Origin of the sequence: Paenibacillus xanthanilyticus (assembly GCF_042682185.1) — a bacterium.
In the GTDB taxonomy this organism is placed as follows: Bacteria; Bacillota; Bacilli; order Paenibacillales; family Paenibacillaceae; genus Paenibacillus_Z; species Paenibacillus_Z xanthanilyticus.
Genome location: NZ_JBHUHA010000001.1, coordinates 245,785 through 268,814 on the forward strand (window position 1 = coordinate 245,785; position 23,030 = coordinate 268,814).

The 23,030-nt window shown below is 57.2% G+C and carries 13 protein-coding genes; all 13 read left to right on the top strand.

What is annotated here, in order from left to right:
- The first annotated feature begins 152 nt into the window (after nucleotides 1-152).
- The gene (locus tag ACFSKT_RS01040) at nucleotides 153-1,118 is read left to right on the top strand and encodes an ABC transporter permease (protein WP_377719946.1); all 966 of its coding nucleotides are present in this window, start codon (nucleotides 153-155) and stop codon (nucleotides 1,116-1,118) included.
- Between the two features lie 50 nt (nucleotides 1,119-1,168).
- Nucleotides 1,169-2,056 (top strand): carbohydrate ABC transporter permease, encoded by an 888-nt coding sequence (locus ACFSKT_RS01045; RefSeq protein WP_377719947.1) that lies wholly within the window; start codon nucleotides 1,169-1,171, stop codon nucleotides 2,054-2,056.
- 72 nt (nucleotides 2,057-2,128) lie between these two features.
- A complete protein-coding gene (locus tag ACFSKT_RS01050; RefSeq protein WP_377719948.1) occupies nucleotides 2,129-3,823 on the top strand; it encodes an extracellular solute-binding protein in 1,695 nt (564 codons plus the stop codon).
- Nucleotides 3,824-3,916: 93 nt separating this feature from the next.
- A complete protein-coding gene (locus ACFSKT_RS01055) occupies nucleotides 3,917-4,576 on the top strand; it encodes a histidine phosphatase family protein (protein ID WP_377719949.1) in 660 nt (219 codons plus the stop codon).
- Between the two features lie 44 nt (nucleotides 4,577-4,620).
- Nucleotides 4,621-5,865, top strand: coding sequence for an amylo-alpha-1,6-glucosidase (locus ACFSKT_RS01060; RefSeq protein ID WP_377719950.1), 1,245 nt, complete (start codon nucleotides 4,621-4,623; stop codon nucleotides 5,863-5,865).
- Nucleotides 5,866-5,892: 27 nt separating this feature from the next.
- Entirely contained in the window at nucleotides 5,893-8,553 is a 2,661-nt protein-coding gene (locus ACFSKT_RS01065; RefSeq protein WP_377719951.1) for a family 78 glycoside hydrolase catalytic domain, read from the top strand.
- 106 nt (nucleotides 8,554-8,659) lie between these two features.
- Nucleotides 8,660-14,515 (top strand): InlB B-repeat-containing protein, encoded by a 5,856-nt coding sequence (locus ACFSKT_RS01070; RefSeq protein ID WP_377719952.1) that lies wholly within the window; start codon nucleotides 8,660-8,662, stop codon nucleotides 14,513-14,515.
- A gap of 113 nt (nucleotides 14,516-14,628) precedes the next feature.
- Nucleotides 14,629-15,525 carry a sugar phosphate isomerase/epimerase family protein gene (locus tag ACFSKT_RS01075; protein WP_377719953.1) on the top strand — a complete coding sequence of 299 codons (897 nt, stop codon included), beginning with the start codon at nucleotides 14,629-14,631 and terminating at the stop codon, nucleotides 15,523-15,525.
- Between the two features lie 306 nt (nucleotides 15,526-15,831).
- Nucleotides 15,832-17,379 (top strand): response regulator transcription factor, encoded by a 1,548-nt coding sequence (locus ACFSKT_RS01080; protein ID WP_377719954.1) that lies wholly within the window; start codon nucleotides 15,832-15,834, stop codon nucleotides 17,377-17,379.
- Nucleotides 17,376-19,205, top strand: coding sequence for a sensor histidine kinase (locus ACFSKT_RS01085; RefSeq protein WP_377719955.1), 1,830 nt, complete (start codon nucleotides 17,376-17,378; stop codon nucleotides 19,203-19,205). Before ACFSKT_RS01080 ends, ACFSKT_RS01085 begins: the two co-directional genes overlap by 4 nt.
- Nucleotides 19,206-19,217: 12 nt before the next feature.
- Complete coding sequence (locus ACFSKT_RS01090) at nucleotides 19,218-20,591, top strand: ABC transporter substrate-binding protein (RefSeq protein ID WP_377719956.1); 1,374 nt, start codon at nucleotides 19,218-19,220, stop codon at nucleotides 20,589-20,591.
- Between the two features lie 130 nt (nucleotides 20,592-20,721).
- A complete protein-coding gene (locus tag ACFSKT_RS01095; protein ID WP_377719957.1) occupies nucleotides 20,722-22,068 on the top strand; it encodes an ABC transporter substrate-binding protein in 1,347 nt (448 codons plus the stop codon).
- Nucleotides 22,069-22,142: 74 nt separating this feature from the next.
- Nucleotides 22,143-23,027, top strand: coding sequence for a carbohydrate ABC transporter permease (locus ACFSKT_RS01100; protein WP_377719958.1), 885 nt, complete (start codon nucleotides 22,143-22,145; stop codon nucleotides 23,025-23,027).
- The last annotated feature ends 3 nt before the right edge of the window (nucleotides 23,028-23,030 follow it).

A 23,030-nucleotide genomic window follows, 5' to 3' on the forward strand; every position in this document is an offset into this window, starting at 1 on the left:
ATGGATTATGTTCGAATCTATCGGTTTTTACATGGCCAAAAGAAACGTTTCGCACCATGGATCGATAGATCCTTCAATTGAAGCGCTTACGCGCACCCCGCATAATGAAAGCATAAGCAGGAGGAAAACTTGAGGACGGGGAGAGGAATTCGTTGAGGGTATCCAGTAGGTTCCGATGGAACCGGGACGTGAAAGTCGGCTATAGCGGCCACAGCATTCGAAAGCAAATCAAAAGGCAACGCGTGCATCTCCTGCTGTTAATTCCGTTCGTTGTCTTTATTCTCGTGTTCAAATATGTCCCGATGTACGGCTCGCTGCTCGCGTTTCGGGAATTCTCCTATCGCACCCCCTTTGGCGGCGAGTGGGTCGGCTTCAAGTATTTCAGCGCTTTTTTCAACAGTCCCGACTTCGCCTACGTGATGCGCAACACGATCGTCATCAGCACCTTGAATCTCGTGTTCTCCACCGTGGCGGCCATTGCGTTCGCGATCCTGATCTGCGAGGTTCGCAGCGCGATCTTCAAGAAATTCGTTCAAACGGTCTCGTATCTCCCGCACTTTATTTCCTGGGTGGTCGTAGCGGGGATGGCGATGACGATCTTCTCCATCGACGAGCTGGCGCCGGTCAATTCCTTATTGCTCCAGCTGAAGTTGATTGATAAACCAATAAATTTCCTGGGGGAGGTGGATCACTTTTGGCCATTGGTCACGGGCCTCAACGTGTGGAAGAACGTCGGATGGAATTCGATCATCTATATCGCGGCCATCACCTCGATCGACAAGCAAATGTACGAGTCGGCCATGATCGACGGCGCAAGCCGATGGAAGCAGATCATGCATATTACGCTGCCATCGATTCTGCCCACCATCATTCTGCTGTTTACGTTCGGCGTCGGGTACATCTTGAATGCCGGACTGGACCAGCAGCTGTTTCTTCAAAATCCGATGAACATGCCGCATGCCGAGGTGCTGGACACTTATGTGCTGAAATACGGCTTGCAGCAAGCGGCGTACTCTTACGGGGCCGCTGTAGGGTTGTTCAAGAGCGTGGTTGGACTCGTCCTGCTCTTGCTCTGTAATTACGCCTGCCGCAAGTTCTTGAAGATGGGAATTTTCTAGTGCAGCATACTTGAGCGATGTACGAAAGGTCTTGTTATGGGGGATGTCAGATGAGACTCACCAGGGGTGAACGAATATTTCAAGGCTTTAATTATCTCTTTCTATTGGCCGTCGGTTTTTGCGCCGCCTTCCCGTTCTGGAACATCTTCGTGGTGTCTTTCAACGACGCCCGGGATGCGATGCGGGGGAGCATTTACTTCTGGCCCCGCAAGTTCTCGATCGAAGCCTACGCGGCCATCTTCAACGAGAGCAGCTTGGTGCACGCCACTTACGTCAGCATCGCGAGAACGGTGCTGGGGACGCTGCTGGGGCTGGCATGCACGGCGGTGCTCGCCTATCTGCTGGCCAACCGAGAGCTCGTCTTCAGAAGGATGTTCCTGTTCTTCTTTATCTTCACGATGTATTTCTCGGGGGGCTTGATTCCGGAGTTCATGCTGTTCAAGTCGCTGCATCTGTACAACAACTTTTTGGTCTACATCGTGCCGATGGCGCTCAATATTTGGAACGTGATGGTCATGCGGCAGTTCTTTGAGGAGCTGCCCGCGTCACTGGCCGAATCGGCGAGGATCGACGGGGCGTCCGAGCTGAGGACGCTGCGAAGCATCATTCTTCCCATGGCGACGCCGGTGATGGCGACCATTGCGCTGATGATCGGCGTCCAGCAATGGACCACATGGTTCGACACCTACATGTTCACGTCAGGTTCCAATGATCTGGCGACCCTGCAAGGCGTCCTCGTCAAGATTCTGATGGAGACTCAAATACAGTCGACGGATCCCGCGCAGGCGGCTAGACTGGAGCAGGCCGGGTCGATTCTGACGCCGGAGGTCATCAAGATGGCGACGATTACGATTACGACGGTGCCGATCGTCATGATCTATCCGTTCCTGCAGCGTTATTTCGTCGGCGGGCTTACGGTGGGCGCGGTTAAGGGATGATCGGCATCGGGAACGCGAATAGGGCACGACAGACACTACAATCCCAAAATACGAGAAGGTAGGGACAACGGCATGAAAGTGATTCGAAAAATGATGGCGCCGATCGCGGCGGCGGCGCTGTGCTTCACGGTGCTCGGCGCATGCAGCAATAACGCGGCTACCAACAACAATGTCGAACCGGCGAAGACCAACAACCAGGCAAGCGCGCAGCAGGATGTGCAGAAGGACGAACCGATCGTCTTATCGATCGTCAATTCCGCCGGCGGCACGCCGAATTTCCCGACAGGCGATGCGTTCTGGGAGGAAAATCCGGTCGCGAAGGCGCTCGAAGAGAAGCTGAACATCAAATTGCAGTGGGACGTGTATTCCGGCGTCGGCAAAGACAAATTGAACGTCACGCTGGCCAGCGGCGATTATCCGGATCTCATCATGCTATCCGACCCCGCCCGCGTCATCGCCGACAAAATCGCCATTCCGCTCAACGACCTGATCGAGGAGTACGGCCCGGATCTGAAGAAGAAGTACGGCTCGGCGCTCAACCTGCTCAAGCAGGAGGATGGCAATATTTATCATCTCACGAACTCTTATTTGCCCGAGGGCGCCACGCCTCCCGGGTATGGCTACAGTCTGCAGGTGCGGAAGGACATCTATGACGCGCTCGGCTCTCCCAAGCTGGAAACCTCGGACGACGTCTACAACTACTTGAAGCAGGTCAAGGAGAAGTATCCGAAGACGTCCGACGGCCAGACGATGTATCCGCTCAGCGGCTACAACCGCAACTGGGGATCACCTTACTTCGGCATGATCGCCATGGCGGGTTCGCCGGCGGATTCCAAAATATATATCGGACCGGATAACACCGTCAAATATTGGGCGAAAGCTCCTTGGGCGCAGGAGGTACTGCAGTTCTACAACAAGCTGTACCGCGAAGGATTAGTTGATCCCGAGGCGTTCACACAGGACTATGCGACCTGGCAGAAGTCCAAATTGTATCCGGCGAGAGTCGCGGCGCACATCGGCGGCTGGAACCAGACGTACGACGTACTCAAAACCTACACCGACGCCAAGCTGCCCAATGCGGAGAACATGTATTTCGAGAACGTCGTCTTCAAATTCCCGTCCGGCGATAAGCCGGCCCTCTTCTCCGTCAGCAAGAAAGGCACCGGCGCGATTATCATCACCGACAAATGCAAAAATCCGGAGGCGGCTATGAAGCTGCTCAATTACCTGACAACGGAGGAAGGAAACTTCCTGGCGATGAACGGACCGGAAGGCATCCAATGGGAGATGAAAGACGGCAAGCCTGCCCTGAAGCAATCGTACCTCGACCGTTGGATCGCCGGCGAGAAGCAGGTGAATATCGAGAAGGAAACGGGCATGGGCCATTACGCCCGAATTGTCGGCTCCGATCTGGGCCGAACGAGCTGGGGAACGTATTGGATTCTGAAGGATGATCCGATCGCGACGAACGACACGAGGGCGCAGCAGCGCGATCAGGCATTAAGCCCGTATTGGTACGACGCCACGACGATCGGCGATCTGATGGTCGGCGCGGATACGGATACGCTCAACAAACAGCAGGCGGTCGACAAGCGGCTGTACGAGAACGCGTTCTCCGTCATCCTGGCCAAGACGGAAGCGGAATGCGCGGCTGAATTCGCGAAGTTCGTGAAAGACCTCGATGCGGCAGGGGCGGAACAGGTCGAGGCGTATATGACCAAGATGCATCAGAAGTACGAGCAGCAGTTATCGGGGACGCAAGGCTGACAACCAGACTGGCATATCAGGGAACAACGGCAATGGGTGGAGACGGCGAGATTCCATTCATTGCCTTTATTATGACTACCGAAGGAGACGAACATGAGACTGACATTGATACGGCACGGCCATATGGCGGGAGACCCGTTCGTATGCCCGCAGCGGCCGGTCGCGGGCTGCTTGTCGGAGACGTGCGGCATCCCGCAAGCCGAAGCGACCGCGGCGGCCTTGGTGAACGAACGCTTCGACGTTGCGTTCTCCTCTCCATACGGCAGAGCGCTCCAGACGGCCGAGATCGTGCTGGCGGGCAGAGAGACGGACATTCGGATATTGCCTTATCTCTATGAGTGGATGCCGAACCGCGCGCTCGAGCAGGTGCCCAGCACCGTGCTCGAAGAGATGCAGCGGCAGGTCGGCGATTCCTATGCCGAGGACACCTGGAAGACGGAGCTGGGCGAGGGGTACTACGACATGTGCGCCAGAATTATACCGCCCTTCCTCAAGGAATTAAGCTCGCTGGGCATCCACGCCCGGATGGGCGGCTTCGTGCCCGAAGCGCATGCCCGGTCGCTGTCGATTGCCGTATTCGGACACGGCGGTTCGCTCGGCATCCTGCTGAACTTTTTGCTCGGCGTCCGGCCTTTCCCGGTCGGCAGCTTCTCGTTCGAGCATACGGGAACGGCAGTCCTGCAGTTCACGGAACGCAAAGGCATCTATTATCCCCAGCTGGTCATTCGCGCGCGGCATGACTTACAGGGTTAATAGGCGCGAATCGATGATACGGAAGAACGGAGGAGAAGAATGCAATGAGCGTGATCGAAGAAGCTTATCATCAATCCATCTACGTGCTGGAACGGTGCATGCATGCGATGGGCGCCAAGGCATCGGCCTTATTGGAAGGATATCCCCAGGTATTCGCCAGAGATAGCATGATTACGTTACTTGGCGCGTCGCTCGTCGACAATCCCGCGTTCAAGGACGCCTTCATGGCGTCGCTGGAAACGCTGGCCGTCTATCAGACGAGGCTGGGCATGATTCCGTTATCCGTCGACATCGAGAAGCCCCGCATGGAAGCGAATCAAGGCGCCGTGGACAGCAATCTGTGGTATGTCATCGGACATGGCGTCTATTATGAGCGCTACCAGGATTTGGCGTTCCTTCGCAAGCATCTGGATTCAATCAAGCAAGCGATGCTGTGGCTCGACTACCAGGACAGCAACAACTGCGGGCTGCTGGAGGTGCAGGAAGCCGCGGACTGGGGCGATTTGTTTGCCAATCGAGGCAATATTTTGTACGACAACGTCCTCTATTATAAAGCGCTCCTCGAATATGCCGCCATGCTGGAGCTATCCGGGGAGAGCGGCGAAGAGCGGCTTCGCCAGGCGGAGGACGTCCGTCGGAAGCTGAACGTGCTGCTGTGGCCGGGGGATGTCGAGGAGAAGACGAGGCTGATTCGCGACAACGGCTACTGCCAAGAGTGGCTGCGCGTCATCCGGATGAGCAGCGAGACGTATTGGTTCGGGAAGTTTTATTTGCCCTATGCTTCGTTCCGCGATTTCGGCTACCATTGCGACGCGCTCGGCAACAGTCTGGCGATACTGTTCGGCGTGGCGGACGAAGTCCAGACGGAGGCGGTACTCGATCATTTTATTCAGACGGGGATGAATCGCCCTTATCCGATCATGGCCAACTATCCGCCGACGATGCCCGGCGACAAGGACTGGCGCGAGTATTACCGCAACGCGCATCTCAATTTGCCTTATCAGTATCATAACGGCGGCATCTGGCCGTTCATCGGCGGATTCTATGTTGCCGCGCTCATGAAGGCCGGGAGGCGCGAGTTCGCATTGGAGGAGCTCGGGAATCTCGCGAAGGCGAACCGAACGGGCAAGCGGCTGGAATGGGAGTTTAACGAATGGCTGAACGGCAGGAGCGGGATGCCTTCCGGCATGGCTTATCAGGCGTGGTCCGCGGGGATGTACATCTACGCCTATCAATACGTAATGAACGGGACGACTGACGCGGTACCCATCGGGAATGCACGAGCATAAGCAGCGTCAAGAAGCGGAGGACAAGAGATGGAACGAACGTTAGCGACGGCGTGGAGCGGGACGCTCGTCCGGCTGAGATGCGAATACATGGAAGCGCCGCTAGGGGTAGACAAACCAAATCCCAAGTTGAGTTGGGAGATTGCGTGCGCCGAGGGCGAGGGCGATGTCCTGCAATCGGCCTACCGGATCCTCGTCGCCTCCGATCCATCCAGCCTGGATCGACAAGTCGGAGACATGTGGGATAGCAAGAAGGTGGAGGGCGACGCGCAGAATGCCGTCGTCTACGGCGGCGCGGAGCTCGCTTCGAAGCTCCGGTATTGGTGGAAGGCGAAGATATGGGACCGGCAGGGCCGCGAATCCGCTTGGAGCGAGGCCGCTTTTTTCGAGACCGGCCTGTTCAACGCCGACGACTGGCAGTGCAGATGGTTCAACTGCGAATATCCGAACGGCCCTACTGCGGTCTATTACGAGCGCAAGGAATTCGTCCCGAGGAACGGCGCGCGGATTACGGCGGCCAGAGCGTATATCGGGGCGACGGGCAGCAAAGCGAATGCTTACGAGCTGCGCATCAACGGGAAGAAGATCGGCCAGGACCTGATCAGCCCGGGGCAGACGCATTTCAGGCGGGCGTTGTACCGGACGTTCGACGTGACGGAAGATCTTCGTTCCGGCTCGAACGCGATCGGCATCCTGCATACCCGCAAGGTCATCTTCCGACTGGACATCCGGTATGAGGACGGCACCTCCGAAGCGATCGTGAGCGACTCCTCGTGGCGAAGACGCAAGAAGGGGGCTTATGTGGCCCTTCGTTACGCGGGAGGCAGCATATCCGAGGGCAAGGGCGAAACCTATGACGCGCGCTTGGCCCCGGACGGCTGGGATATGCCGGGGTACGACGATTCGGCGTGGGGCAGACCGATTCCCGAGAACGGACCGCTGCTGTTGACCTCGCAGCTGCAGCCGATCATCGCCTCGCGCACGCTGGCGCCTGTATCGATCGTAAGCGGCGGAGCGGGTACATTCGTCGTCGATTTCGGTCAGAATCTGTTCGGCGCCGTATCCCTGTCCGTCGTCGGAGATGCGGGAACGAAGGTCACGCTCCGGTATGCGGAATCCGTTCATCCCGACGGCACGATTAACCCGGGCAGTCTGGAGGCCGGTTGGCTGGCCGAACCTCAGCCGCAATATGACGAATACTTCCTGAGCGGCAAAGGGGAAGAGCGCTATCAACCGGCCTTTTCGTGTCACGGGTTCCGCTATGTCGAGGTCGCCGGCTATCCGGGCAGCCTGACCGCCGACCGGATCTCGGCGCTGGTCATTCATAGCGACATCGAGAACGGCTCCGAATTCGCATGCTCCAATGAACTGCTGAACCGGCTGCAGCACGGCGCCGCATGGTCGTTCCGATCCAATCTCGTATCGGTCCCGTTCGATTGTCCGACGCGAGAGCGGCAGGGCTGGCTCGGGGATGCCCACTGTCACGCCGAGGCGGACGCGTTGAATTTCGACATGGCGGCCTTCTTCGCGAAGTGGTTCGACGATATTGCCGATTGCCAGCTTGAGAACGGCATCGTGCCGCTAATTTGTCCCAGCGAAGGGCACGAATATACGCTCGACATGCCATGGACCGCGGCCGTGATCTTGATTCCGTGGGACTACTACATGGCTTACGGCGACAAGGCGTTCCTCGCACAGCATTACGGGTTAATGAGCAGCTGTCTCAGCTCCTTCCGGCACCTGCTCGACGATGCACATCTCCTGCAAAATAATAGGATTTTCGGCGACTGGTTCGGCAGCGCCGGTGAGCTCTCCAAGACTTTCCTGGCGACGGCATATTATTACCGGTGTCTGGTCCTTCTGTCGCGCATCGCAAGTGAATTGGGCGAGACCGCCGACGAGGCGACCTATTCGGCGCTTGCGAGCCGCGTGAAAGCAGGCATCAACGCCGCGTTCTTGAAGGAAGGCCGCTACTACGATGCCAATTCGCAGACCGCGAACGCGCTTGCGCTTTATTTCGAACTCGTTCCTCCCGCGTGTAAGCCGGCCGTGCTCGGCAGCCTGGTGAAGGATGTCCTGTCACGCGGCACGATGACCGTCGGCTGCTTGGGCGCGACGGCGATTCTCGCCGCGCTGGCGGAGAACGGAAGGAATGATATCGCCTATCAGCTGGCCGCCAGTACGAACCAAGGCTGCTGGGGCTATTGGATCCGGGAATATGCGTCGACCACCGCGCTCGAGAACTTCTCCGACAATCGCGCTTCCAATAACCACGCCTTCCTGGTCGGCGGGCTAAGCGCCTGGTTCTACAAGCATCTTGCCGGCATCTCTCCTCTTGCGCCAGGGTATCGGCACATTCGCATCAAGCCATACATTCCCGAAGATATGGATCATGCGAGCGCACAGGTCCATACCGTCCGCGGCATGGTGCAATCGCGCTGGCAGAAGGGCCGCACCCAGCTCGTCGTCACGGTCGCAATTCCGCCGAATGCGACGGCGGAGGTCTATATCCCGTCAGGCGATCGGGCATGTATCCAGTATGAGCGGCTGGGAAGCGATTCCGAGCAGCGCGCGCTAATGCGGATCGAAGGGAGCTTCGCCGTCTATGCCATAGGTTCCGGCCAGCATGAATGGAAAGCCATCTACACGGAGGACGTCTTGCGCAGCCTCCATAAGCCGGATAGGCAATAGGCCGTTGGACGGGAAGGGAGGTGATGGCCTTCGCCCATAAGGTTTGAGGATTCGAGTCGACAGGAGATCGTCATGCAGTCCAATGATGCGGAGGAGGAAATTCGAGATGGTAAACTTGAAGCCCCGGAAGGTATGGTCCTTGCTGGGGATGACGCTTGGCTTGGCCGTCCTGCTTGCGTTCACGGCGGCCAATCCCGCGTTGGCCTTGAAGGAACGCGCGCCTGTACCGCCGGAGGATAAAGTATCCTATGCGAGAGCGTTGAACGCCGAGTGGCTGGAAATCGTGCTGGTCGACAATCCCTATGCCGACGAGCATGTCGCGAATACGGACCTTTACGAGATCGACAGCAGCGACGATGCGGCTTTCGATGGAACGGTTCATCCTATGGCGGTTCACTACCGGTATTTCCCGGAGGAAGCGCCTTATATTCCGAATTACGCGGGCGATATGGGCAAAATTAAAGTATTTTATCGCGCGTATCTCAAGATGCCGCCTGCCGCTACGTTTAAAGAAGGGAAACAATACAAGGTCACGATCGATCCCAAGGTTGCGAATGTCGGCTCGTTCGACTTCACGTTGGATTCAACCAAGCTGAACCCCATTATTCAAGCCAACCAGGTCGGCTATCCGTCCGAAGGAACGAAGATCGCGTATCTGTCGCATTGGACTGGGCAAGGAACCATGGAGTTCGGGCAGTTCCCCGAATTCTACGTCGTGGATCACGACACGGGCCGAAAAGTCTATACCGGAACAATATCCGCCCCGGTCTCGAACAATAACCCGAATGAGTTAATGAAGAACAGATGGACACAGAGCTATATTTATAAATTGGACTTCTCAGCTCTGAAGGCGGCGGGGACCTATCGCATTGAAATCCCGGGCATCGGGGTTTCCTATCCGTTCCGCATCGACACCTCGATCTACAAGGACGAGATCGGCTATACGATCACGCGCGCCTTGTTCATGCAGCGCGACGGCGAACACGGGCTTACGCCGCAATATACGCATTGGCACCGTCCGAGTGCTCATGTGGATGATGCGATCGACCAAGCCAAATATCGGGATAACGGCAATAAAGCCGAAGGTGCGTACGTCGACCTCAAGGGCGGTCACATGGACGCGGGAGACCGGGGGAAGTATCCGTACAATTCGGCCTATGTCGGCCTCGATATGCTGATTGGCGCCAAATATTATCCGCAGCAGATCGAAGCGCTTGGCGAATCGCTGGAAATTCCCGAATCGGACAACGATAAGCCCGATTATCTCGACGAGCTCGTTTACGAGCTGGATTGGCTGCGCAAGGTGGTCGTGAATCCGTCCACGGACGGGACCGTCGCGGGTTACCTTCGACCGCAATCGGCCGATCCGGATAAAGGCACGTATGAAACCGGCCAAGGTCCGGAGGGCGCAAAAAACCGGATGTACTACAACCGAACGCAAGGTCCCTACATCGCCGAGACTTTATTTGCCGCTGGCGTGCTGGCTCAGGCTTACAATACGCCGATCATGCAGCAATACTATTCGGAATCGGAAGAAGGAGAAGAGCCCAAGACCGATTCTTACTTGAATGCGGCGATCAAGGCGTTTGATGGATTCAAGAAGCATTACAAAGAGAAGGATCAGGATTACTTTATGGTCGGCTCCTATTACGACCAAACCAAGGTTGGAACGCACCATACGTGGTCCAACGAAATGCTGCTCGCCGCCAGCGCTCTGCTGGAAGCGATGGGCAACCAACAGAAGCTTGTCGACGAGGATTCATCGACGGAGGATATTACGAGAGACGAGTTGATCAAATGGATTGAAAGAGAAATGCCGATTGAGAGGAACAAATACGATACCTTCAAGCTCTGGAGTTGGGTGCTTGACCGGGCATGGCTGGGGGTATTTGTCTCCATGTCCGATAACCCGAATCTGCCCGAGTACCAGGAGTGGGCTCGCGCCGGGATTATCGATTATGCGGTGGATGAGATGCACTACGAGACGCCGTTCGGCGCATCCACGCAGGACGAAGGGTTTCCGAATAAGATCGGATGGCGGTTCACGTCTTCGACGCTGATGCCGATCATGGTCGGGTACGCCGTGACGGGCAATGAGCAATATCTGCAGCGCATTCAGCAGACATGGGACTACACGCTGGGGAGCAATGCGGTCAGCCGCTCGTTCATTACGGGACTCGGCGACCCGCAGCGAACGCCGAGGTGGTTCGTCCACGAGCTCAATCACTATCAGTGGGCGCAGTACGCGCAAGATCCCAATAAGGGATGGAGCGCCCCGCCGCCGGGCATTCCGAACTCGGATCTTCAGAGCGCGCCTTATCCATCCTGGTTCAAGGACAAGGAGAACGCGGTCGCCAAAACGAAGGCGTTCCCGAAATACGAGAATCATGCCGTCATGTACCGGTATACCGACTCCTGGAATACGCTGAACGAGTTCTCGGTCAACATTTTATCCGCCAACGCGGCTTCCATCCTGCCTTTAATTCCTCTAGACAAAGACACGGTGGAGCTAACCGTGAACTCGAAGGGAGGCTACGTGGTGCCAGCAGGCGGAACGTACAAGAAGGGCTCGACGTTAACCTTGACCGCGAAGGCCGAAACAGGGTATCAATTCATCGGTTGGAGCGATCCTTCCTTGGGCACGTCGAATTCGGTCAAGATCACGATGAATGAGTCGAGAACCATTACCGCCCAGTATAAACAAGTACCGGTTCGCACGATTACGGTTATCGCGGAGAACGGTAAAGTGATTCAAGCCAATGCGGACGGGAAATACAGCGAAGGCGAGAAGGTGACGCTGACGGCGGTAGCGGATTACGGCTTTAAATTTGTCGGCTGGGAAGGTGGAGCAACGGGTACCGCGCTTTCGGTAGACGTTATCATAGGACAAACGAATCTGAACGTGGTCGCCCGTTTCGTGCCGCTGCCGACCTATACGCTCCAGACCTCCGCGCAGAATGGGCAGGTTAAGGTTAACCCTGTGAAAGCGAGCTATTACGAAGGTGAGAAGGTCGTTCTCACCGCAGTGGACGATTTTGGCTATAAATTCGACAGCTGGAGCGGAATCGAATGGACGGATACAGCGAATCCTGCCCTCCTCCCGATGGTCAAAAACCAAGATGTTAAGGCTAAATTCTCGCCTGTTGATGTCTTTACGCTGACCGTCAACGTGGCGGAAGGCGGCACCGTTGCCAAGGTCTTTGACATTCCGACCAACGTATCGGGCGATTTGGTTGAAGCAGGAACAGAGGCCACGCTAACGGCTACGGCAAAACCTGGCTATGTGTTTATGGGATGGAGCGGCGCCAAGACAAGCGGCGCGAGCTCGATTAAGGTCACGGTCGACGCGAATAAGACGATCACAGCCAACTTCACGCCAGCCGACCGACTACTGAGCGTAGACATTGAGCCGGGCGTTACACCGGGGCACACGGAAATCAATAATGGAATATACACGCTGACTAGCAGCGAGGGCAGCTTTGGGAACGCGCCGGATAGCTTCCGCTACCTCCTGCGTCCGGGGCTGAAGACGAACACCGTCTTCACCGCCACGCTCAACTCGTTAACCGGCAGCAATCCGGAGACGGCCGCCGCCGGTATCCAGATTCGCAGAAGCTTGGCGAATGATTCCCAATACGCCGCGATTATGGTGAAGAACGGGCAAGTCGTCATGCAAAACAGGAAGGGCGGCGAATTCATCAGTACACCGGTGATATTGGGCGATGTCGTCGGCAGTTCGGATTCGGTACAACTGAAGATCGAACGAAGCGGATACATGGATCTCGTCCTGTCATGGTCATCGGATGGGGCAATTTGGAAGAGCTCCGAGAAGGTTACGATCTATGATTGGGCGGATCCGAATATGGAGCTGACCATTGGACTGTTCGCAACAGCGGGAGCTGAATCACAGACGGTTACGGCCGCATTCAGCGATGTCAGCTGGCCGGATATGCACCACCTTCAAGTTGAGACGGAAGGAAATGGCACCGTGGATGTCAAATCTGGTCTCTATGTCGCAGGGGCGAAAATCAAATTAACCGCGGACGTGCCCGAAGGCACCGCCTTTGTTGGGTGGTCGGACGATCTTACGGGCAGAGCCAATCCGAATTATATCACGATGAAAGGCGATAAGAAGGTCACCGCCACCTTTGGCGATATGCCTGAGAAGGTTAGCTTGGAGATTAAGCCGGCCATTGGCGGTAAGATCACTCCGGTCACGGAAGGCAAAAAAGATTACGAGCCCTACTCGATGGTAAATCTAAAAGCCGAACCTGCGCCAGGCTACCGTTTCTTGTATTGGACGGGAGATTTGATCGGGACATCTGCCTCCACGGCATTGCGTATGGATGGGGATAAGACGATCTCGGCCAAATTCGTTTCGTACTTAAGCAAGGATATCGTGACGACGAATGCGGGCAGCACCTTCGAGGATGCGGATGGCATCACGATGACGGCATCCGGATCGAGCATCTGGGGCGGCAGCGACAGCTTCCGGTATACCTATCAGGATCAGTTGAGCGGAGATGCGACGATCATTGCGAAGTTAGAAGATTTCAACGGGACGGCCGGGGATGCCAAGGCCGGCATTATGATCCGTCAAAGCACCGATCCAGGCAGCTTTTATCAAGGCGTATTCTTGACGCAGGACCGCAAGATCCGAAGCCAGTATCGTCTCAATGCCTCGACCGGCAGCAAATATTTGTCGGATGCGGCGGTCGAATTACCGATCTGGCTGAAGGTGGAGAAAAAGGGAACGACATTAAAGACGTTCACCTCGAAGGACGGGAATACCTGGGTCGAGGGGGATACCCAAACGATCCCTTCGTTCACCGGTCCGTTCACGGCAGGGTTAGCCGTGACGTCCGGCAGCGATGGCAAATTCGCCACGGCCAAGTTCGGGGCGGTTCAGTTGCCGACGCAGCTTTCGTACACGCTGGCAGCGCATGCCGAGAACGGAGCCGGGACCGTCTCCATCGAACCTGCGCTCCCGGCTTACCCGGCAGGCACTTCCGTCACGGTAACCGCAACAGAGGCTGATGGCTACGTCTTCACCGGTTGGACCGGCGACCTGGTCAGTATGAACCAGCAGGACGTCATTGTCATGAACGGTAACAAGAACATTACGGCCAACTTCCGCAGCGAGTCCGAACTCTATACGTTAACCACGCATGCGGCACCGGAACAAGGAGTAATTGTACGCAGTCCAAACCAGGAAACCTATCGTGCGGGTACGAAGGTAGAATTGAGGGCAAAGCCGTCAGCCGGCTATGCCTTCGTCGGCTGGAGCGGCGGCGGCTTGAATGGCACTTCCTCCGAAACGGTCACGGTCATGATGGATGACAATAAGGCGATTACGGCGAATTTCGTGCAGGTGCTGAGCGATCAGCAGTATACCAGCATGGATATCGGGACGAGTAACCCCGGTCTCACGACGCAATCCGGGGCGGACTTTACGGTGAAAGGCTCGGGAGCGAACGTATGGGGACAGCTCGATAAGTTCCGTTATGTGTACCAGAACGGGACCGCCGAGAATGCTGTTCTCGTGGCTAAAATCGACGGACTTACCTTCTCGGGCTCAGCGCCGAACCGGGATATGAAGCTTGGCGTCATGATCCGCCAGAATACCGAGAATAATAGCGCCCACCATGGGATATTCGTCGACGGGCACCGCGAGCTTCGAAGCATCTACCGCGAGAAGACCGGGGTGACGTCGATTGGGGTGAACGCAGGCACGATTACATGGCCGATCTGGCTGAAGGTGGAGAAAGTTGGCAGCGTCGTGAAGACGTACTCCTCGAAAGACGGCATCGAGTGGACCGAGAGAAGCTCGAATACAATTACCTTTGCCGACGCTTACACAATAGGGTTGGTCGTATCCGCAGGCGTGGACGGACAATATGTTGAAACGACGTTCAAAAACGTCATGTGGCCGTTCTTCCCCAAGGAGCAGCCAATCGAATAACGTGGATGAGCGATGGATGCGCAGCTCTTTCAAGAGCGAGGTAGAAGAGCGTTAATAGAGGACCCGCACGACAGTCGCGGGTCCTCTCCAATTATGTATTGGAGGGATGATCCTTGATAGGCGATTATATGGGCATTCAGATCGGCACGATGGTCGCCGGACAGGATGCGGTACGCGTCATTCCGCAGATTGCCGGACATGGCTTCGAGACGTTCAATCTTTCATTTTGGCAGACGACAGGAAAGATCGACCTCGCCGAGATGGCGATACATCTCCGTGAGGGGATGGGAGACCGGGATTTGTCCATCTCCGCCTTGAGCATTTACGGCAATCCACTGATGGGAACCGGCGATAGCGCGGACACGGTTGCAAGCTGGGAGCGGCTCATCGATCATGCCCATGATTTCGGCACGGATCTGGTCACCGGCTTTGCCGGCCGGCTGAACGGCCGGCCCATTGAGGAATCGATGCCGCGATTCGCCGACGTCTTCGGCGAGCTCGCTCGCCGGGCTGAATACCGCGGCGTGCGGCTCGCGTTCGAGAATTGCGATATGGGCGGGAATTGGGAGACGGGCGATTGGAACATCGCCCATAATCCGGCCGCCTGGGAGCGCATGTTCAATGCGGTCCCATCGGATCATATCGGGCTCGAGTGGGAGCCCTGTCACCAGCTGGTCAACCTGATCGAGCCGATCCCGCAGCTGCGCAAATGGGCGAATAAGGTGTTCCATGTTCATGGCAAAGACGCCACTATCGCGTGGGACGTCGTGCGCGAGGAAGGCATTCACGGCCCGCGGTCCTTCGCCTGGCATCGCATGCCGGGATTCGGCGATACGAATTGGACTGATATCATGACGATCCTTCGGCAAGCCGGTTATCGAGGCAGCATCGATATCGAAGGCGGACATGATCCGGTATATAATGGGGAACTCGAGATGACGGGACAGGCGCTGGCCTTGTCGTATTTGAAGCGCTGCCGGGGCGATGTATTCGTACCCAATCCGACGTAACTTAGCGGCGCAAATCGGGAGGATCACGACCACATCTTACGCAATCGTCGAGTATGCAAGAGCGGGGCCCTGCACAAAAGGGCTCCGCTTTTTTGCGCGCCTCGAACTGAATGTGCTCCCTCGATTGTCCGCATCTCCTCGCCGTTCTGGATCGGCTGTCTGGCGATGGACGTCTATCGGCATTTCATTAAAAGGCGGGCAAACATAATAACGAACTATTTTCCAAAGATAGTGATACGTCCTCGTTCTGAAAATGCGCTATATTATTGATTGATAGCGCTTTCTTTTAAAGGCGAGGTGGAAGGAATGAAAACCATATTGATCGTCGATGACGAGACGCGGCAGGTGAAGGCGCTCTCGGCGATTCTCCGGCGGCTGCGTCCGGCCTATCGGATACTCGAAGCAGCGGATGCCAAGGCGGCATGGTCGCTGCTCGAATCCGAAGCGGTCGATGCGGTTCTAACGGATATCCGCATGCCGGAGGAGGACGGCTTGACGCTCGTCGAGCGGATCGCGGGCGGCAAGCCGCATATCAAGACGGTGCTGATCAGCGGCTACGGGCAATTCGACTATGCCCGGAAGGCGATCGAGCATCGCGTCGTGGACTATTTGGTCAAGCCGATCGGACTGTCGGATATCGAGCGCGTGCTCGCCAAGCTGGAGGTTCTCTTCTCGGAGGAGCGCGAGCGGGAGCAGCTGAACAAGGAACGCATCTGGCAGGACGTCTTGTTCGGCGATGCCTCCGGAAGTACGGCGGAGCGGGCCGAACGCTGCGCGTCGCCAGGCGGACCGGGCGTAGTCATCGTGTTCGAGCTGGGACGCGGCGATCCGATCGGGCTGATAACTGAGCTCAAACGCAAATGGAGGACCGAATCCGCATCGGCGGGACAATCGGAGATCGTCACGGACCCGACGGGCAGAAGGGCCGCCGCCATCATGCGGCTGACGCCGGCGCTCGCGGCGAAGCCGTCGGAATCGGTTGCGAAACTTAGCCGGTTGTTGGACCACGTCCGGTCCGACGGCGGCGAACATATCGCCGTTGGGGTAAGCCGAACGCGGGCCGACGTGCATGCTTCCGTCGCGGAGGCGTACGCCGAAGCGCTGCTGGCGCTGCGCCACCGGTTCTACGCGCCGGAGCAGACAGTGTTCTGGGGCACGGACAGCCAGCCGTTCGCGGAGCGCATATCGCCTAGCGCCAAGGAGATCGCGGAACCGCTGCTGACGGCGATCAAGGCCGTCGAGGGCGGCCGGGCGCTGGACCTGGTGAACGCGTTCTTCTGCCAACGCGAGTCGCCGCCTTATCCGAAGCCCGGCTTGATGAAGGACGAGACGTGGATGCTGATTTGGCAGCTGCTGAACGGGATGGAGAGCCTGCTGTCCGACGATGCGCCGGAGTGGTCGATTGCCCGGCTGCGCGAGCGGTTTCAAGGCTATGACGATTACCGGGAGCTGCGTCTTCGGTTCAAGGAGCTGGTCCGGCATCTGCTCGCGCTGACGGAGAAGACCCAGCAGGACAAGAACGGACTCATTATCATGCGCTGCCAGCACTACTTGCAGCAGCATTACATGGAGGACCTATCGCTTGAATCCGTGGCCGCGAAGTTCCACTTCAACGCCTCGTACTTCAGCTATCTCTTCAAGCTGCGAACCGGAATGAACTTCTCCGAATACGTGCTGGATCTTCGCATTCGCCAAGCGAAGCGGATGCTGGCGCAAACGGATGCGAAGGTGGCGGAGATCTCGGAGCGCAGCGGCTTCCGGACGCCGGCCTACTTCAACAAAATGTTCAAACGCGAGATCGGCCTGTCGCCCAAAACGTACCGTCAAATGCACGGGGAAGAGGCGGCGGAATGAAGGCGCTGGTGCGCATCGTGAAGGAAGGCCGGCTGCATACGAAGCTGCTGTTCACCTACGTCATGCTGCTCGCCGGCACGATGCTCATCTTCGGCATCAGCGATTACCGGCTCAATCGGAGCACCGTGCTTGAGATGGCGCAGAAGGACGTCTTCACCATCGTCCGCAAAAACAACGAGCTGATCGATGCGAAGTTTTCCCGTATCCGCGAGATGATCTACGGTTTTATGGAGGATGCGGATTTCTACGAGATTTTCTCGAACGTACCGAAGGGGAACAAGACGGAGGTGCTGGCGGCCGACCTGCGGATCAAAGCCATTTTGGACAAATACTTTGCGCAGTCGCAGGATCTGTATTCCGTTCAAGTCGCAACCTCGTATTTCGTATTCGGCACGGCTTCTTCGGCCAACAGCGAGCATGCGAAGAACTTCATCCCGATCGACGGCTTCCAAGGAACCCGCCTCGACGAGACGGCCAGAGCGGGCGAAGGCAAAATCAAATGGGTGCCGACGTATAACTTCGCCGACATGTACGACATCGGTTATTTGAAGACGATGGATTACGACTACAAGTATTTGTTCTCCGCCGTGTCCATGATCCAAGGCGCATACGAGAAAGGGAAATTCCGCGCTTACACGGATTTGAAGGATAAGCCGATTTTGCTGCTCAATTTCAAGGATGCGTTATTTACGAACGTGTTCGCCGGCAGCATCCCCGTCGGCGGCGCGTCCTATTTCGTCGTCGACGAGCGCGGCCAGATCGTCGCCCATAACGACCGCTCCCGGCTGACGGCCAAGGCGGACCTCCCGATGCTGGACGAACTGATCCGGGCGAAGAGCGGCGTCCGCATGCTGCGGATCGACGGCGCCGAGCAGGTCGTGGCGTTCGCGCGCTCGGATATTACGGGCTGGCTCAGCGTCGCCGTCATCCCGCCGAAAGCGCTGCTCGATCCCGTCACCCGGCAGTACGCGCGCAACATGCTCATTTCCGTCGGCGTGATCACGGTCGTCTTCATGGCGCTGTCGTACGTGCTGTCGAGGCTCATCACCAATCCGTTCCGCACGATGATCCGGGCGATCGTGAATACGGGCGAAGGGCGATTCGAGACACGCTTCAAGCAGAGCGGCAGCTACGAGTTCAAAATCCTCATGAAGAAGTTCAACGACATGAACGAGAACATCCGGAAGCTGATCCAGGAGAATTACGAGACGCAAATCCGCGAGAAAGAAGCCCAGATCAAGGCGCTGAACCTGCAGCTCGATCCCCATTTCATGTACAACACGCTCAACATGGTCAGCTTGATGTCGCTGGAGAAAGAGGAGTATGAGATTAGCGACATCGTCGTCAGCCTATCCAAGATGCTGAAGTATATGGTGAAGCAGGAGGCGACGCTCGTCCGATTTCAGGACGACCTGACGTATTTGGAGAGCTATGTCACGATTATGAGCAAACGGTTCGAGGGCGCGTTCGAGGTCGTTTATGACATCGAGGAGCGGATGCGCGGGGATGAGGTGCCGAAGTTTTTCCTGCAGCCTCTCGTGGAGAATGCGTTCATCCACGGCTTCAAGCAGCCGAACGATCAGGGACGACTTCGCATTACGTGCCGCGACGGCGAAGAAGCGCGGATCTATACGATCGAAGACAACGGCGCCGGCATGGATGCTGCGCGGCTGTCCGTCCTGCTCGAGGGAGAACGTCACGTCGGTTTGTCGAACGTCGACCGGCGCATCCGCCTTCTGTACGGGGAGCCTTACGGTCTTCGCATCGCGTCTACGATCGGCGAGGGCACGACCGTGACGGTCACGCTCCCGCCGGTCCAACGTTAGGGGGGACGGGCATTGCGGTTCAGAGCAATAGGAGTGTTTGGGGCGATCGCCGCGTTGATGGGGATCGCGGCTTTCGCAGGGTATGCCTATATAGGGCGGGAAGGTTCCGCGAAGCCGATCGATACGCGACCTCAAGTCGCGCTCAAGTTCACTTATTGGGGCTCCATCGAGGAGAAGCGGGCGATCGAGAACGCGCTGGCCAAGTTTACGGAGGAGTACCCGTGGATCGGCGTGGAGCCGATTCATTACCCGAATTCCGACTACAATACGAAAATGATGGCGATGTCCGCCTCCAACGAGGAGCCGGACATTGCCTATATGACGACCGAGCTCGGGGAAGTCTTCAGCAGTGAAGACAAGTTTCTGAATTTATTCGATTTTCTGGCCGACGACGATCGCTTGCGCCAAGCGGATTTTCTCGATTACATCTGGTACAAATCCGCCGACGATGTCGCGTGGGGCGTCAGCACGGCGGCGGAATGCTTCGGACTCTACTACAGAACGGATCTGCTGCGGGAAGCGGGCGTGCAAGCGCCGCCTTCGCGGGCGGAGCAAGCCTGGACGTGGGATCAATTCGTGGACGCCGCGAAGCGATTGACGATCGACGAGCAGGGCCGCAACGCGTATGACCCGGCCTTCGATCATACGCGCATCGCCCGGTACGGCATTATGTTCGAGACGTGGTCCGACCCGCTGAACAACTTCGTCTTCGGCAACGGCGGCGACTGGGTCGGCGAGGACGGCGCTCGATTCCGCCTCCATTCGCCGGAGTCGGCGGAGGCGATCCAGAAGCTTGCGGATTTGATCAACGTCCATCATGTCGCGCCGTCGCCGTACGAGTCGAAGTCGCTGCCGGCGATGAATGTCTCGCTGCAAGCCGGTCTCGCGGCGATGATTATCGACGGCCAGTGGATCAATCTCGACTTGGGCAAAGCGGGCGTCGCGTTCGATATCGGCGTGCTGCCCAAGCTGAAGAAGAGCGTCACGGTCGGCCTAAGCGGCGCCACGGTAATATTCCGATCCTCCGATCATCCGAAGGAGGCGTGGCTGCTGTACAAATGGTTGTCCGATCCGAACAAGGCGCTGAACTTATACTCGGACGGGCTGTGGATGCCGGTGCTGCGCAAATGGTATACCGAGCCCGAGCTCGTCGCCAAATGGGTGGACGCGAATCCCGCGGCGCACCCGCCGGGCTTCCGGGAGGCGATGATGACCCAGCTATTAGAGAACGGAATGCCGAGCGTCGGCTACTATCTGCGGAATCAGATGGAGATTTTCCCCGCGGTCACGGCTGGTTTGCTTCCCGTGTGGCAGGGCGAGCGGAAGGCCGCGGACGCGCTGCGGGACATCGCGGATCAAGTAAGCGGTTTATATTCGCAAAAATAGGCGAGAAATCAAAAGAATGTGCAATTTCGGCCCTCCGGCCGTTCGGTATAGTGAGGATATGGTTCATGTAAGCGTTTCAACAAGAGCGCTGCGTCAACCGACACCATACCGAATGCGGAGGGTCTTTGTGATGAAAAAATGGTCAATCGCGGCAGCTTCGCTCCTGATGCTGACGTTACCCCTGACGGCTTGCAGCAGCGGAGACGAGCCAAACGCGAACACGGCTTCCGGGACGCCGAACAACGCCGGTCAAGGCGAGGACGAGCAGGTCACGCTGAAATTCATGGGCTGGGAAGTCAGCCCGCTCGAGACGCAGAGCGTGAAGCACGGACTGGAGCAATTCATGAAGCAGAACCCGAATATTAAGGTCGAGTACACGACGATCCCCGGCGGCACGCAGTACGTCGCGAAGATGCAGGCGATGGTGCTCGGCGACGAAGCGCCGGACGTGTTCTTCCTGCAGAGCGATTACTACCACGACTTCGTGAAGCGCGACAGCCTGCTGGATATCACGGACCGCGTGACGAACGAAGGCATCGCCGCGGATCTCATCGATTCCGCCGTGAAGCTCAGCACCGTGGACGGCAAGTATTACGGGATCGAATCCTGCATCGTCGCGCCGGTGCTCTACTACAACAAGGACCTATTCGACAAAGCCGGCCTCGCGTATCCGCCAAGCGATCCGGCGAAAGCCTGGACATGGGAAGAATTCGCGGAGGTCGCGAAGAAGCTGACGGTTAAGAACGGCGACAAGGCCGAGCAGTACGGCGTCTTCGGCTTGGAGAACTACTACAATCTGATCGCGGCCGTGATGAGCAACGGCGGCGACTGGTTCACGGACGATCTGAAGCAATCGGCGATGAATACGGCGGAAGTGAAGGAAGTGCTGCAGGCGGTATCGGATTTGCGGAAGAAAGACGGCGTAAGTCCGGAAGGCAAGCTGCTGACGAACAGCGGGATGAGCGCCGCCCAAATGCTGCAGACCGGGAAGATCGCGATGCTCGCGGACGGATCGTGGGCGCTGCAGGAGCTGTCCGGCATGAAATTCAACGTGGGCGTCGGCGTGCTGCCGAAATTCGACGAAGCCGTGACCCACGGCCAGGCGCATCTGCACGTGGCATCGGCCAAGACGAAGCATCCCGAGGCCGCTTGGAAGCTGATCAAGTTCCTTTCCTCCGAGGAGTATCAGCTGCAGAACGTCAAGGCTGGATTATGGCTGCCGAACCATAAGTCGCTGTATACGGAGGAAGGGATTCAGAAATGGCTGACCGAGGGCGTTCATCCGGCAGGTTTCAAGGAGCTGATTCCGTACTTCACCTCCTCCCTTACTTATCCGTACGCCTTGCTCAGCAGCCAGAAGATCCAAGAGGATACGACGGCGGAGCTGGATAAGTTCTTCCTGAGCGATCAGCCGCTCGACCAGACGGTCCAGAATATCGAGAAGGTCGTCAACCAATCGTTAGCCGCTAACCAATAAAATGAATGGCAGTCCATCAGGAAGAGGGCCGCGCTCGCAGCGGTCCCTCCCGATGCCTGCTCCGGGGTGAGACAATGAAATCCTTACGACCTCTGCTCTACAAAGACGGGTTCTGGGCGCTGCTCATGCTGCTGCCGAACGTAGCCGGCTTCCTCATGTTCCTGCTGCTGCCGGTGCTGGCGACGTTCGCGATCAGCTTCTCCAGCTGGAATCTGTCCGATTCCTTCGCGTTCAACGGCATCGATAATTACAAGGAGCTCTTCCATGATCCCGTGTTCCGCCAGGTGCTCGGCAACACGCTATACTTCACCGCGGCCAGCGTGCCGATCGGGATCGTCATCTCGCTGCTGCTGGCGGTCTTTCTTAACCAAAAGCTGCGCTTCATTCGCTTCTACCGCGCGGCCTTCTTCATCCCGGTCATCTCGTCCATGGTCGCGGTGTCGGTCATTTGGCAATGGATCTACAATCCGGAATACGGCTTGCTCAACTATGCGCTTTCCTGGTTCGGCATCGACGGACCTGCCTGGCTGACCGATCCGAGCTGGGCGATGCCGACCGTGATCATAACGAGCATTTGGAAGAGTCTAGGGTTCAACATGCTTATTTTCCTCGCCGGCCTCCAGTCGATCTCGGACAGCTACTACGAGGCGGCGGATATCGAAGGAGCCAAGTGGTATTCGAAGTTCTGGCGCATCACGCTGCCGCTGCTGTCGCCGACGACCTTCTTCGTGACGGTCATGTCCATCATCAACTCGTTCCAAGTGTTCGACACTGTCTATCTGATGACGCAGGGCGGACCGGCAAGGTCCACCTCGGTGCTGGTCTACTATATTTTCCAGAACGCCTTCCAGTATTTCCGGATGGGATATGCGAGCGCGATGGCGTACGTGCTGTTCTTCATCGTGCTGTTGATCACGTTCATTCAATTTTGGCGCCAGAAAAAAGTTAGCGTCTACTAAGGA

Bases quoted from the DNA above. Each gene is read 5' to 3' on its own strand.
- ACFSKT_RS01045 (WP_377719947.1), top strand. From the start codon at position 1,169: ATGAGACTCACCAGGGGTGAACGAATATTTCAAGGCTTTAATTATCTC.
- ACFSKT_RS01050 (WP_377719948.1), top strand. From the start codon at position 2,129: ATGAAAGTGATTCGAAAAATGATGGCGCCGATCGCGGCGGCGGCGCTG.
- ACFSKT_RS01055 (WP_377719949.1), top strand. From the start codon at position 3,917: ATGAGACTGACATTGATACGGCACGGCCATATGGCGGGAGACCCGTTC.
- ACFSKT_RS01060 (WP_377719950.1), top strand. From the start codon at position 4,621: ATGAGCGTGATCGAAGAAGCTTATCATCAATCCATCTACGTGCTGGAA.
- ACFSKT_RS01065 (WP_377719951.1), top strand. From the start codon at position 5,893: ATGGAACGAACGTTAGCGACGGCGTGGAGCGGGACGCTCGTCCGGCTG.
- ACFSKT_RS01070 (WP_377719952.1), top strand. From the start codon at position 8,660: ATGGTAAACTTGAAGCCCCGGAAGGTATGGTCCTTGCTGGGGATGACG.
- ACFSKT_RS01080 (WP_377719954.1), top strand. From the start codon at position 15,832: ATGAAAACCATATTGATCGTCGATGACGAGACGCGGCAGGTGAAGGCG.
- ACFSKT_RS01085 (WP_377719955.1), top strand. From the start codon at position 17,376: ATGAAGGCGCTGGTGCGCATCGTGAAGGAAGGCCGGCTGCATACGAAG.
- ACFSKT_RS01095 (WP_377719957.1), top strand. From the start codon at position 20,722: ATGAAAAAATGGTCAATCGCGGCAGCTTCGCTCCTGATGCTGACGTTA.
- ACFSKT_RS01100 (WP_377719958.1), top strand. From the start codon at position 22,143: ATGAAATCCTTACGACCTCTGCTCTACAAAGACGGGTTCTGGGCGCTG.